At 64.5% G+C, this 13,371-nt stretch carries 12 protein-coding genes; 7 read left to right on the top strand and 5 right to left on the bottom strand.

All coding sequences use genetic code 11. The annotated features are described in order from the left end of the window. Positions 1-2: 2 nt before the first annotated feature. Positions 3-737, bottom strand: a complete 735-nt coding sequence (locus ACY3GB_RS23600; RefSeq protein WP_463090888.1) for a response regulator — start codon at positions 735-737, stop codon at positions 3-5. After that, complete coding sequence (locus ACY3GB_RS23595; RefSeq protein WP_463090887.1) at positions 734-1,963, bottom strand: EAL domain-containing response regulator; 1,230 nt, start codon at positions 1,961-1,963, stop codon at positions 734-736. Before ACY3GB_RS23595 ends, ACY3GB_RS23600 begins: the two co-directional genes overlap by 4 nt. A gap of 281 nt (positions 1,964-2,244) precedes the next feature. Here ACY3GB_RS23595 and fliW point away from each other — a divergent pair, with 281 nt between their 5' ends. Together fliW and ACY3GB_RS23585 are read left to right on the top strand one after the other, a co-directional pair. Continuing rightward, positions 2,245-2,688, top strand: a complete 444-nt coding sequence (gene fliW / locus ACY3GB_RS23590) for a flagellar assembly protein FliW (protein WP_463090886.1) — start codon at positions 2,245-2,247, stop codon at positions 2,686-2,688. Continuing rightward, positions 2,685-3,254: a DNA-3-methyladenine glycosylase I gene (locus ACY3GB_RS23585; RefSeq protein ID WP_463090885.1), complete on the top strand. Its 570-nt coding sequence runs from the start codon at positions 2,685-2,687 to the stop codon at positions 3,252-3,254. Before fliW ends, ACY3GB_RS23585 begins: the two co-directional genes overlap by 4 nt. Positions 3,255-3,333: 79 nt before the next feature. Here the strand turns inward: ACY3GB_RS23585 and clpB are convergent, their stop codons facing one another. Continuing rightward, complete coding sequence (gene clpB / locus ACY3GB_RS23580; RefSeq protein ID WP_463090884.1) at positions 3,334-5,913, bottom strand: ATP-dependent chaperone ClpB; 2,580 nt, start codon at positions 5,911-5,913, stop codon at positions 3,334-3,336. Between the two features lie 165 nt (positions 5,914-6,078). On the opposite strand from clpB, the gene ACY3GB_RS23575 reads away from it, so the two are divergent. Both ACY3GB_RS23575 and mnmC read left to right on the top strand, forming a co-directional pair. Then, positions 6,079-6,552, top strand: coding sequence for a hypothetical protein (locus ACY3GB_RS23575; RefSeq protein WP_463090883.1), 474 nt, complete (start codon positions 6,079-6,081; stop codon positions 6,550-6,552). Between the two features lie 99 nt (positions 6,553-6,651). Continuing rightward, positions 6,652-8,634 carry a bifunctional tRNA (5-methylaminomethyl-2-thiouridine)(34)-methyltransferase MnmC2/FAD-dependent 5-carboxymethylaminomethyl-2-thiouridine(34) oxidoreductase MnmC1 gene (gene mnmC, locus ACY3GB_RS23570; protein WP_463090882.1) on the top strand — a complete coding sequence of 661 codons (1,983 nt, stop codon included), beginning with the start codon at positions 6,652-6,654 and terminating at the stop codon, positions 8,632-8,634. A gap of 6 nt (positions 8,635-8,640) precedes the next feature. Here mnmC and ACY3GB_RS23565 read toward each other — a convergent pair whose 3' ends face one another. After that, entirely contained in the window at positions 8,641-9,066 is a 426-nt protein-coding gene (locus ACY3GB_RS23565) for an acyl-CoA thioesterase (RefSeq protein WP_463090881.1), read from the bottom strand. Between the two features lie 379 nt (positions 9,067-9,445). On the opposite strand from ACY3GB_RS23565, the gene crcB reads away from it, so the two are divergent. The 3 genes from crcB to ACY3GB_RS23550 all read left to right on the top strand — a co-directional run bounded on the left by crcB (position 9,446) and on the right by ACY3GB_RS23550 (position 11,892). Further along, a complete protein-coding gene (gene crcB, locus ACY3GB_RS23560; protein ID WP_463090880.1) occupies positions 9,446-9,826 on the top strand; it encodes a fluoride efflux transporter CrcB in 381 nt (126 codons plus the stop codon). A gap of 130 nt (positions 9,827-9,956) precedes the next feature. After that, entirely contained in the window at positions 9,957-10,406 is a 450-nt protein-coding gene (locus tag ACY3GB_RS23555; protein ID WP_463090879.1) for a hypothetical protein, read from the top strand. 70 nt (positions 10,407-10,476) lie between these two features. Beyond that, positions 10,477-11,892 (top strand): Dyp-type peroxidase, encoded by a 1,416-nt coding sequence (locus tag ACY3GB_RS23550; protein ID WP_463090878.1) that lies wholly within the window; start codon positions 10,477-10,479, stop codon positions 11,890-11,892. Between the two features lie 62 nt (positions 11,893-11,954). Here the strand turns inward: ACY3GB_RS23550 and gltX are convergent, their stop codons facing one another. Then, positions 11,955-13,343: a glutamate--tRNA ligase gene (gene gltX, locus ACY3GB_RS23545; protein ID WP_463090977.1), complete on the bottom strand. Its 1,389-nt coding sequence runs from the start codon at positions 13,341-13,343 to the stop codon at positions 11,955-11,957. Positions 13,344-13,371: the final 28 nt, after the last annotated feature.

Below are 13,371 nucleotides of genomic sequence, written 5' to 3'. Positions count from 1 at the left end.
GCCTAATGCCTCGCAACTGATGGATTGGCTGCCGCCTCATCGCTGTTGGCGACATAAATCTGCGCCACGCCGTAGCGTTCGCTGAAATCGCGCAGCACGTTCAGCTGATTGGCCGAAATGCTGGCGCCGCGGGGCAGCAACAGGTGTCCGGCCTTGCTGCGCAGATCGCGGGCCAGCACCGAACCCGCCTTGACCGTGTCCAGCGACAGGCACTTCTCCCCTGGCTCGACCTGTGAAACCGGCGCGCGGGTTTCGAACAAGCGGCCGAATACCTTCTTGTCGTACTCCGTGCCGGTGGCGACATGGTAGTAGCTGAACGGATCGATCTCAGGCCGGTTTCGGCTCATCGCCACCTGTATCGACTTCTCCACTTCCGCCGGCTTCGGCGGCTTGACGACGAAACCGTCGGCGTGCAGCTGGCTGGCGAGCACCACATTGGTTCGATCCGCGTGCCCGGACAAAAAGACGAAGGGAAGATTGGACGCGTTGGCCGTATGTCCGCACCTCAGCTCCTTGAGCAGATCCATGCCGTTCATCGGCTGCATCTGCACATCGCACAACACGATGTCCACGCCCCGGATATCCAAGAGCCGCATCGCCGTGGTGCCGTCCGCGGCCTGGAAGATGCGGTCCTGCTTGATGCCCATGCTCTGCAGGGCCTGGGAGATCAGCGAGCGGACCAAGGTCTGGTCGTCGACGATCATGATGCGCAGGCGGGCCAGGTCTACTGAGTTCATCGCGCTCCCTCCACCGGACTGCCGTCGAATGCCGGACTATCTTCCTGCACGGCGGCGACCTCCTGCGGCAATTCATCTTCCGGCACGATCATCGACACCGCGTCGCCTGCGCCCAAGCCGCAGCCCATGGCCTTCGCCAATGCGATGCCCTCCTCATCCTCCAGCCCCGTCGCGCACACCGGCGTCTGCGTCAGGCCAAAGGATTTCAGCAAACGAAAGGCGCCGGGATCTTCTCCCAACAGCACCCTCATCCACTGCAGCGCCTCCAGCGGCACATTGACCTGATCGAAAGGCAAACGCATCAGGTTGCTGACCGTCAGCGAGCCCTGGCCGAAGCCGTCCGCCAGCAGGTGGAAACCCAGATACTTGATCTTGGAGATATTCTCGAAACACACGGCATCGGAACGCCGGTTCAGCCCGTCTGCCAGCTCGAAGCCCAGGCAGGCTGGCGAAACCTCGTATTGCTGCAGCGCCATGAAGCAACGGTCGAACACATTGTCGGCGCACAGACAGGCCTCATCGATCCGGATGTCCACCCGGCAATCGTCGATGCCCGCGGCAAGGCGGATGTGCTGCAACAGGCGCGCCGTGCGCTCCACCACGATTTCCAACAGGGCGGCTGACGCCATCCTTCGCCCGGCCAGCAAGGCCAGCAGGCGATCGAACGCCAGCCTTCTGCCATCCGGCAGCCGCAGCGCGCGCAGGGAAAAGGACGCCAGCTTATGGCTGGACAAGGAACGCACAGGCGCGAATTCCATCCGGAAACTCTCCCCGCCCAGCTCAGCCAGCAACTGGGCGACATCGCCGATTTTCGGCGCCTCGCTGCGCTCCATCTCGTTGAATATGCTGTTGAGCGAAGCGACGAAAGCTTCGGCGGAATAGGGTTTGGACAGGAAGCGCGTGCAGCCTATGCCCAGGTTGATCGACATGTCGGTTATGGTCTGCAGGGTTTTGCCGTCGTAGCCGGAAATGATCAGCAGCGCGGACTGATACCCCAGCCGCGCCACGTTCTTGATGAAATCGATTCCGTTCATGCCAGGCATGCCGATATCGGTGATCACCAGGTGGTAGCCGCCCTCGCCTATGCTGCGCAGGGCTTCGGCGGGGTCGCTGAACTCATCGATCTCCACGGCGAACCGGCTGAAGAAGCTGGCCTGCCGCGAAATCAGCTTGCGCAGGACCAGTTGATCATCAAGTATCAGGAAGCGCTTCGGTTTCAGCTCCATGCCACGTTGCCCCTTCCAGACGGGCCGGACCCGGGGCGCCGGACGCCGGGCATGCCGCCTTGCCGATAGATGAACGCTGCGTGAAAACCGCGGGACGACACGCGAAAAACGACCCTGTCCACAACTCAACATTTAAGACATTCGCGTAATATCACGTAACGCAATACCATGTATAGGCTGACAAATTTGCCAGCACAAGCAGGGCCTGACCGCGCCGTCGCGGCAAGGGCCGCGCTCAGGTATCATTCCAGACGGAACCCACTTCCGCACAGGAGAACGCCATGCGCTTCGATTCCACCCAGCTCGGCAACGTCGAGGTCGATGAAACCACCGTCATCACGTTCCCGCAGGGCATTCCCGCGCTGGAAAACTGCACCCGCTTCAAACTGTTCCACGACATCACCCACCCGGTGCCGCAAATGTACTGGCTGCAATCGCTGGACGACCCCGGCATCACTTTCAGCCTGGCGCTGCCCGAGAGACTGGGCGTGCGCTTCCAGATCGAGCTGTCGGATGAGGAGGTCGCGCAGCTTCAGCTTCAGGAGCCGCAGGACGCCGCCATCCTGCTGATGCTGTACCGCCCGCTGGATCTGCAACGCGACCCCCACCCCGCGCTCGGCGCGCTGCAGGCTAATCTCTGCAATCCGCTGGTGATCGGTCTGTCGTCGCGGCGCGGCATCCAGAAAACCGGCCTCAAGATCGACATCCTGCTGCATACGCCATGAACGAAATCCAACGCTGTCCCTGGTGCGGCGATGATCCGCTCTACGTCGCCTACCACGACGAAGAATGGGGCCGTCCCGAGCGCGACGACCGCAAGTTGTTCGAGATGCTGATCCTGGAAGGCGCGCAGGCCGGGCTGTCCTGGATCACCATCCTGAAAAAACGCGAAGGCTACCGCGCGGCCTTCCATGGCTTCCATCCGGAAAAAGTGGCGGCGATGACCGACGACGACGTGGAGCGGCTGATGCAGAATCCGGCCATCGTCCGCAACCGGCTGAAAATCCACAGCGCCATCCGCAACGCCAAGGTATTCCTGCGGATGCAGCAGGAGCACGGCAGCTTTTCCGGTTGGCTGTGGGCGCACGTCGACGGCAAACCCATCCTGCGGCGGCGCGGCGACGAGCGGGTGCCGGCCAGCACCGAGTTGTCCGACGTCGTCAGCAAGGCGCTGAAGAAAGCCGGCATGAACTTCGTCGGCAGCACGGTGATCTACGCCTATCTGCAGGCCTGCGGCGTGGTCAACGACCACCTGCCCGGCTGTTTCCTGCACCCTGCCCGCGCCGACTGAGCCGGGCGCGACGCGATGAAAAACGGCCGCTTGCGCAAGCGGCCGTTTCTTTATGTCGCGAAAAATGGCAGGGCGAGGCTCAATCGAATGCCAGCCGGCCGTCGCGCGCCTCGACCATCACCGTGGACTTCGGCGGATACTTGCCGGCGAGGATGGCCTTGGCCAGCGGGTTTTCCAGCTCCGCCTGTATCGCCCGTTTCAACGGCCGCGCGCCGTAAACCGGGTCGAAACCGGCCTCGGACAGCAGCGCCAGCGCATCTCCGCTGATCTGCAGGTTCAGCTCCAGCTTGGCCAGCCGCGCCTCCAGACCCTTCAGCTGGATGCGGGCGATGGACTGGATGTGCTTCTCGTCCAGAGCGTGGAACACCACCACCTCGTCGATGCGGTTGATGAACTCCGGCCGGAACTGGGTCTTCACCTCCGCCATCACGGCGAGCTTGATCACCTGGTAATCGTCGGTGGCCATCGCCTGGATCTGCTGGCTGCCGATATTCGACGTCATCACGATCACCGTGTTCTTGAAGTCCACAGTGCGGCCCTGGCCGTCGGTCAGCCTGCCGTCGTCCAACACCTGCAGCAGCACGTTGAACACGTCCGGATGCGCCTTTTCCACCTCGTCCAGCAGGATCACGCTATACGGTTTGCGGCGCACCTGCTCGGTCAGGTAGCCGCCCTCCTCGTAGCCGACGTAGCCCGGCGGCGCGCCGATCAGCCTGGCCACCGAATGCTTCTCCATGTATTCGGACATGTCGATGCGGATCAGGTGCTCTTCGCTGTCGAACAGGAAACCGGCCAGCGTTTTGCACAGCTCGGTCTTGCCGACGCCGGTCGGCCCCAGGAACAGGAAGGATCCGTAAGGCTTGTTCGGATCGGCGAGGCCGGAGCGGGAGCGGCGGATGGCGTCGGCCACCGCCGTCACCGCTTCATCCTGCCCCACCACGCGCCGGTGCAGCACGTCCTCCATGTTCAACAGTTTCTCGCGCTCGCCGGTCAGCATCTTGGACACCGGGATGCCGGTGGCGCGGCTGACCACCTCGGCGATCTCCTCCGCGCCGACCTGAGTGCGCAGCAGGCGGTTCGGCTTGGCATCGCCCTTGTCTCCCGCGGCCTCGGCCTCCTTCAGCCGCGCTTCCAGCTGCGGCAGCTTGCCGTACTGCAGCTCGGCCAGCTTCTGCCAGTCGCCCTTGCGCTTCAACTCCTCCATCTCCACCTTCAGGCGATCGATTTCCTCGCGTATGCTTTGCGTGCCTTGCTGGGCAGCCTTCTCGGCCTTCCAGATATCCTCCAGGTCCGCGTATTCGCGCGACAGGCCGTCGATCTCGTCTTCGATCAGCTGCAGGCGCTTTTGCGAAGCCTCGTCGCTCTCGCGCCTCACCGCCTCGCGCTCGATCTTCAGCTGAATCAGCCGGCGGTCCAGCTTGTCCATCGCCTCCGGCTTGGAATCCAGCTCCATCTTGATCTTGGATGCGGCCTCGTCGATCAGGTCGATCGCCTTGTCCGGCAGGAAGCGGTCGGTGATGTAGCGCTGGGAGAGCTCCGCCGCGGCGACGATGGCCGGGTCGGTGATGTCCACGCCATGGTGGATTTCGTACTTTTCCTGCAGGCCGCGCAAGATGGCGATGGTGTCCTCCACCGACGGCTCGCCGACCAGCACTTTCTGGAAGCGGCGCTCCAGCGCGGCGTCCTTCTCGATGTACTTGCGGTATTCGTCCAGCGTGGTGGCGCCCAGACAGTGCAGCTCGCCGCGCGCCAGCGCCGGCTTCAGCATATTGCCGGCGTCCATCGCGCCGTCGGCCTTGCCCGCGCCCACCAGCGTGTGGATTTCGTCGATGAAGATCAGCGTCTGGCCGTCATCCCTGGCCAGATCGTTCAGCACCGCCTTCAGCCGCTCTTCAAACTCGCCGCGGTACTTGGCGCCGGCGATCAGCGCCGCCAGGTCCAGCACCAGCAGCCGCTTGTTCTTCAAGCTTTCCGGCACTTCGCCATTCACGATGCGCTGCGCCAGCCCTTCGACGATGGCGGTCTTGCCGACGCCCGGCTCGCCGATCAGCACTGGATTGTTCTTGGTGCGGCGCTGCAGCACCTGGATGGCGCGGCGGATCTCGTCGTCGCGGCCGATCACCGGATCCAGCTTGCCCTGGCGGGCGCGCTCGGTCAGATCCAGCGTGTATTTTTTCAGCGCCTCGCGCTGGCCTTCGGCGTCGGCGCTGGACACGCTCTCGCCGCCGCGCACCGCGTCGATGGCGGCCTGGATGGAGGCGTGGCTGCCGCCATGCTCTTTCAGCAAGCGGCCGGTCTCGCCCTTATCCTGGGACAGCGCGGACAGGAACAGCTCGCTGGCGATGAAGTCGTCGCCCAGCTTCATCGCGATCTTGTCTGTCACATTGAGCAGATTGGCCAGCTCCCGCGACACGGTGATCTCGCCGCCATTCCCCTGCACGCGCGGCAAGCGCTCCACCGCCAGCTTGAGGCCGGCCTTCAGCGCCGGCACATTGACCCCGGCGCGCGCCAGGAGGCCGCCGATGCCGGCTTCGGCGTCGTCGAGCATCGCCAGCAGCAGGTGCTGCGGCTCGATGAAAGGATTGTCGCCCGCCACGGCGAGGCTCTGGGCATCCCCCAGCGCTTGCTGGAATTTCGTGGTCAGCTTGTCGAATCGCATGGTGTCGGCTCCCCGGATGATCTGTCGATGACTTACATTTTGGGGAGGCCGATGGCCATTTCAAGAGTTGCCAAACAGCAACTATTGACTAGGCTCAAATTACAAACTCGGCATACAAATACGCCGAAAACAAATCCATTGCCATGTTTTTAAAGGGGAAACGTCATGAAAAGCAGTACTCTGCTCGTCGCTGCCCTGTCGCTTTTTAGCGGAGAAACTCACGCGGACGATATTTCGCTCTTGCTATTTGGCGCTTCCCTTCATCATGGCTGCACCACCTGTAATCTGAATCAAGACAACCCTGGCGCCGGCCTGGAGTGGGCATTCTCTGGCGACCAGGATCATGGCCGCTGGTTCGCCCGGGCCGGCGCCTATCGCGACTCTTTCCGCAAGGAGGCCAATTTCGTCACGCTGGGCTGGCGGCGCGAATGGGAAGTCTTCGGCCCGGTCTTCGCCGGCATCGGCCTGCAAGCCGGCTATCTGCACGGATCCGGCCATAACGGCCCGGCCGCGCTGCCCACCATCAGCCTGGGCGGCAAATCCTTCGCGCTGGAGGTCGGCTACTTGCCCAGAGTCAACGTGGGCAGCCACCACCCCAAGACCTCGGTCACTACCCTTAATCTTCGGTGGACCTTTTGACCTTGCCGGCTTGGACGCACTTGATCGGCATGAGACAATGGCGGCAAATCGACCTACCCTTTCCGCGGGCCCGCCAGGGTCCGCGGGCTGACCACATCAATGACCCACTCCCACGCACAACTCGTCTGGCAGGACGGCCAACCCATGTCCGCCGTTTTCGGCGACGTGTATTTCTCCCGCGCCTCCGGCCTGGAGGAAACGCGCCACGTCTTCCTGCGCCACAACCAATTGGAAGCGCGCTTTGCCGCGCTGCGGCCGCATGACTCTTTCACCATCGCGGAAACCGGCTTCGGCACCGGGCTTAATTTCCTCTGCGCCTGGCAATGCTTCGACGCGCGCGCGCCGGCCGGGGCCAGGCTGCATTTCGTCAGCGCGGAGAAATTCCCGCTGACGCCGGCCGATCTGGCCCAGGCGCTGGCGCTGTGGCCGGAGCTATCGGCATTCTCGGCCCCGCTGCTGGCGCAGTACGACATTCTGACGCCGGGCTGGCACCGCTTAGTGCTGGCTGGCGGCCGGGTGACGCTGACGCTGATGATAGGCGACGTGCTGGACGTGCTGCCGCAGCTCGACGCGCGCGTGGACGCCTGGTTCCTTGACGGCTTCGCGCCCGCCAAGAACCCTGATATGTGGCAACAGCCGCTGTTCGAGCAGATGGCGCGCCTGTCCTCGCCGGGCGCCAGTTTCGCCACCTTCACCAGCGCGGGCGCGGTGCGGCGCGGCCTGGCCGCAGCCGGTTTCGAGGTCAAGAAAGCGCCGGGCCACGGCCATAAGCGCCACATCGCCCACGGCGGAATCGCCATGCCGCCCGACGCCGGCTGGCAGGAGCCCTGGTTCGCGCGGCCCGAACCGCGCTGGCGCGAGCGCAGCGTCGTCGTAGTCGGCGGCGGCCTGGCCGGCGCTTCCACCGCCAACAGCCTGGCCCAACGCGGCTGGCAGGTGACGTTGATCGAAAGAATGCCCCAGCTCGCCAGCGCCGCCTCTGGCAATCCGCAGGGCGTGCTGTACACCAAGCTCTCCCCCCATTTGACGCCGCTGACCCGGCTGGTGTTGTCCGGCTATGCCTACAGCCTGCGCGCGCTGCGCGGCCTGCTGCCGGAAGGCGACGACTGGCGCGCCTGCGGCGTGCTGCAGCTGGCGCATGACGCCAAGGAAGCGGACAAACAACGGGGACTGGCCGGGCTGGAACTGCCCGAAACCGTGATGCGGCCGCTCGACCAGGCGGCGGCCAGCGAGCTGGCCGGCACGCCGCTGCCGTCCGGCGGGCTGTTCTTCCCCCAGGGCGGCTGGGTGCACCCGCCCGCGCTGGTGCGCAAGCTGGCAGAGCACCCGAATATCGTGATCAAGACCGGCCGCACCGCGCTGACGCTGGATTACGATCCGTCTCAGCGCAGCTGGACCGCAAGCGACGAGCGCGGCCCGCTGGCGGTGGCGTCCGTGGTGGTGCTGGCCGGCGCGGCGGAAACCGCGCAATTCGACAGCACCCGGCATCTGCCGCTGAAAAAGATTCGGGGACAGGTCACCAGCGTCGCCGCCAGCGAGGCCAGCGGCCGGCTGCGCACCGTGCTGTGCGGGGAAGGCTATATCTCGCCCGCCCGCGGCGGCCGCCACTGCCTGGGCGCCACGTTCAAGTTCGATGCCGACGACCTCGCCGTCCATGACGACGAGCATGCGGAAAACCTGGCGATGCTGGCCGAACTGGCGCCTGAGCTGCGCGCCAGCCTGGAGAAGGACGCGCCGGAACAACTGGAAGGACGCGCCGCCTTCCGCTGCACCAGTCCGGACTATCTGCCGCTGATCGGCCCCGTGGTGGCCGCCCGCGACTTCGTCCGCGCCTACCGCGAGCTTGCCCGCGACGCCAGCCTGCGGCCGGATGCGGCATGCCCGTGGGCCGATGGCCTGTACGTCAACGCCGCCCACGGCTCCCGCGGCCTGATCACCGCGCCGCTGTCGGGAGAAATCCTGGCCTCGCTGCTGGAGGAAGAGCCGGCGCCGTTGCCTGCCGACCTGATGCGGGCCGTCCATCCGTCCCGCTTCCTGCTGCGCGACCTGATCCGCCGCAAGCTGGAGCTGGACGCGCTCTGACCGGACTCAAACCGTGGCCGTAGAACGCTCTATCGCCTCCCGGATTTCGTCCGGGATCGGCACCGACTTCTCGGCCTTGTAGTCCACCCAGACCAGCAGCACTTCGGCGCTGGCGTAGACCACGCCCGGATCGTCGCGGCGATAGAAATGGTGACGCAGCTTCAGGCTGCTGCGCCCCAGCTTTTCCAGCTCGATGGTGATGTCCAGCGTGGCGGGATAAGTCAGTTGCTTGCGGTAGACGCAGCTGGTGCTGGCCAGCACCGGACCGACGCCCTCCGGCTCGATGCCGAAGCCCATCCCCTGCAGCCACTCGATTCGGATCTGCTCAAGGTAGCGGAAATAATACGTGTTATTGAGATGCCCCACCGCATCCATGTCTCCCCAGCGCATGCTGATGGTGCGCGTGTCCAGCACCGGCAACGGCGTCGTCAAGGCTAGCTCCCGACTGTTTGAAAGACATCATGATAACGGCAAAAACAGGATGCCAGGCCTATTTGCCGATTCTTTTGCGAAAGTGTTAAATGCAGGCCGTTTTGATTACACCCCGTCACACAAGCCATCAACAATCGTGCTACGGGAAAGGCTGCCGCATCGGGATAATGTGTCTTGTCCGGTTCACGCTCCCCAACGGGATCGCGAGCGGGACATGATCGATGCCAGGTCTCGGACCGAGCCTCGATCACCTGAGCGAAGGTGCAATTCAGAGCCCCCCCCTGGGGCTCTTTTTTTTGCCGCCGCGCGCCAAGCCGCGCTAGGCGAGCCCACGGTCCCGATGCACAATGGCCATCATCTTCTTCCAACCCTTGCCGCTATGTGGAAATCCATACTCGCCATCGCCACCGGCGCCGCAGTCGGCGCGCTGTTGCGCTGGTTCCTGGGCTTGCGTCTGAACAGCCTGTTTCCCTCCCTGCCCCCCGGCACGCTGGCGGCCAATCTGATAGGCGGCTACATCATAGGCGTGGCCGTGGCCCTGTTCGCCGACATGCCGTCGCTGTCGCCGCTGTGGCGCTTGCTGATCATCACCGGCTTCTGCGGCGGCCTGACCACTTTTTCCACCTTTTCCGCCGAAGTGGTGGACTTGCTGCGCCAAGGCCAGTTGCAGCCCGCATTCGCCGCCATCGCGACGCATGTCAGCGGCTCGCTGCTGATGACCATGGCCGGCATCGCCAGCTGGCACTGGCTGAGGCGCTAGCACGAAGACGAGGCCATAGATCGCCAAACCGGGCGGCTGTGATTTCAAGCGCTACGTATTCGGCACCATATCGAACAGACTGTCTGCTTTCTATGTTTCAACCTCGAACCAACCTATTGCGGAGGAAACCATGACCAGTCCCCTCACCCTGATGATGCCGGTAGCGCCCCACGCGGACCTGATCGCCTTGGCCGCCACCGTCCAGGAAAATGAAAAGAAACTGCATGACGCCTTGACGACAATCGGCACCGTGCACTACGCCCGCACCCTGTTGCTGGACCGCGCCGTCCCCAACCTTCAACCCGGCATCAATCCCAGCAAAGCCTATGTCCTCGCCGTCATCACCGAATACGACGGCAATTTCGACAAATACATCCAGGACTTCGTGAAAGAGGTCGGCCCCATCTTCGATGCCTTGCTGCGTTTCGTGGACGGAGCGGAGAAGCTGATTCCGGTGGCCAACAACACCGCCGCCTTCACCGCCTTCATCGCCAAGAACGACGCCTCCCAGCACGACCTGAACCAGGGCTTGTACCAAGCCTACGATGCCACCGTGCAAGAGATTCTGGCGTCCCTGTAATTTCTCCGTCTTTCCATGCGGCCGCCTGCGCCTTTCCCGCAGCTGGCCGCATTCCGTTCCCGGAGCGGCCATGACCATATCCTACGACGATGTACAAGGCACCATCCTGCGCGGCTACCGGGTGGAGCGCGCCCGCCACTTCATCCTGCGCATCGACGACAAGGCCGGCGCCGGCGATTTGATCCTCAAGCTGGCGGACGGCCGACTCGGGCTCCCGCCCATCGCCACCGCCCAGCGCGGCCAGCAAAAGCCTGTCCACTTTCTGAACATCAGCTTCACCCGCGTCGGCCTGTCGCGGCTGGGGCTGAGCGATGCCCAGCTGCAGACTTTCGACGCCTCTTTCTACAAGGGCGCCACCGATCCGGGCGTCGCCGCCGACGTCGGCGATTGCGACGACAGCGCGCCGCAAAACTGGATAGGAGGCCTGAGCGACGGCAGCCAGGTACACGCGCTGCTCAGCCTGTGGGTGGACGGCGGCGAGGCGCAGCTGGAGTCGGCGTCGGCCATGCTGCGCAGCGCCTTCGCCGCGTCCGGCGTGACCGAGCTGTCGGCCCAGGATGCCGTGGCGCTGCCAGACAACCGGGTGCACTTCGGCTACCGCGACAGCATCGCCCAGCCCACCATAGACGGCGCCCCGCCGCGCAAGCGGGACATTCCTGACGATCAGCCGGTGGTGGCCACCGGCGAATTCCTGCTCGGCTATCTCAACGAAAGCAATGGCAAGTACACCGTGCAGCCGGAAGAGCTATCCCTCAACAGCAGCTTCGCCGCCTTCCGCATCCTGGAGCAGGACGTGCCCGGCTTCGAGCGCTTCCTGCAGACCTACGCCGCCCAACTGGGCATCGATGCGGAAATGCTGGCGGCCAAGGTCTGCGGCCGCTGGCGCAACGGCAACCCGCTGACCCTGATGCCGAACGATGAAGGCGCCACCCTGCCGCCGGAGCAACTCAACGCCTTCCACTACGTCGACCCCGCGCTGGACAAGGACGACACGCTGGGCTTGAAGTGCCCGATCGGCTCGCACATCCGCCGCAGCAATCCTCGCGACGGCGCCGTGGTGGGCGCCGGCAGCCCTTCGCACCGCATCGTGCGGCGCGCCATGCCCTATGGCCCGGAATACGATCCGGCCAAGCCGGATCAGCAGAAACGCGGCCTGGTCGGCTATTTCATCAACGCCAGCCTGAGCAACCAGTTCGAGTTCGTGACCAGCCAGTGGATACTGGACTCCCATTTCGTCAAATCGGCCACCGGCCCCGGCGGGTCGGAGCAAGGCAACGCGTTCTTCAACATCAGCGGAGAAGATGTGTTCCTCGGCGTCAACCACGTGGAGCAAAGCTCCTTCACCGACGCCCAAGCCGGCCGCAAGGGACAGAACAACAAACGCATCACCGGCTTTCCCCGCCTGATCCACACCCGCGGCGGCGCCTATTGCTTCTTCCCCAGCATCAGCGGCCTGCGCTACCTGGCGCAGCTGGCCTCCGGCTGAGGGCAAACAAAACCCCCGCGGCCCATCAGGGCGGCGGGGGCGATGATGCCAGCCGGACAGAATCAGCCGCGGATGCGGCGCAGCACTTCTTCCTTGCCGATCAGGGCCAATACCGCGTCAACCGAAGGCGTCTGGGTGGTGCCGCACACCAGCACGCGCAGCGGCATGCCCAGTTGGCCCATCTTGATGCCCTCGTCGGCGCAGAACGGCTTGAACAGCTCGTGGATGGATTCGGCGGTCCAGGCTTCCAGCGCGGCCAGACGGTCGGCGAAGCGGCCCATGCGCTCGACGGCGTCGCCGGCCAGATGCTTTTCCACGTCGGCGGCGGCCGGTTCGCGCTTCCGGTAGAAGTAGTCCACTTCCAGCGCCAGCGCGTTCAAGTCCTGCACCCGCTCCTTGACCAAGGCCAGCACGTCGCCGATGGCCGGGCCGCTGGCGGTGTCCACCTTGGCGGCGGCCAGGCGCGGCGCGATCAACTCGGCCAGGCGGGCGTTGTCGGCGGCCTTGATGTGCTGCGCGTTCAGCCACATGAACTTCTCGTGGTTGAAGCGGCTGGCGGACGGGCTCACCGCCTCCAGGCTGAACCACTCGACGAACTGCTCCATGCTGAAGAATTCGTCGTCGCCGTGGCCCCAGCCCAGGCGCGCCAAGTAGTTCAGCAGCGCTTCCGGCAGAATGCCCTTGTCGGCGTAATCCACCACGCTGACCGCGTCGCGGCGCTTGGACATCTTCTGGCCGTCCTCATTCAGGATCATCGGCAGGTGGCCGTACACCGGCAGCGGCGCGTTCAGCGCCTGCAGGATGTTGATCTGGCGCGGGGTGTTGTTGACGTGGTCGTCGCCGCGGATCACGTGAGTGATGCGCATATCCCAGTCGTCCACCACCACGCAGAAGTTATAAGTGGGGCTGCCGTCCGGACGGGCGATGATCAGGTCGTCCAGCTCTTCGTTGGAGATCTCGATGCGGCCCTTGACCGCGTCGTCCCAGGCCACCACGCCGGAAAGCGGGGTCTTGAAGCGCACCACCGGCTGCACGCCTTCCGGGATGGACGGCAGGGTCTTGCCGGCTTCCGGACGCCAGCGGCGGTCGTAGCGCGGCTTGTCGCCGCGGGCTTCCTGCTCGGCGCGCATCGCTTCCAGCTCTTCCTTGCTGCAGTAGCAGTGGTAAGCGTGGCCGCTGGCCAGCAGCTGCTGGATCACTTCCTTGTAGCGGTCGAAACGATGGGTCTGGTAGAACGGGCCCTCGTCATAGTCCAGGCCCACCCAGTGCATGCCGTCCAGGATCGCCTTCACCGATTCCGGCGTGGAACGCTCCAGATCGGTGTCTTCGATGCGCAGCACGAACACGCCGTTGTTTTTGCGGGCGTACGCCCAGGAGAACAGCGCGGTGCGCACGCCGCCGATGTGCAGGTAACCGGTGGGGCTGGGGGCGAAACGGGTACGGATCATGATGGGTTGGGCTCTGAGAAAAACACAAAGG

The sequence above is a fragment of the Chromobacterium sp. Ag138 genome (assembly GCF_055181315.1).
The sequence above is the reverse complement of the archived record's forward strand: the minus strand, read 5'-3'. Positions and strand labels throughout refer to the sequence as shown.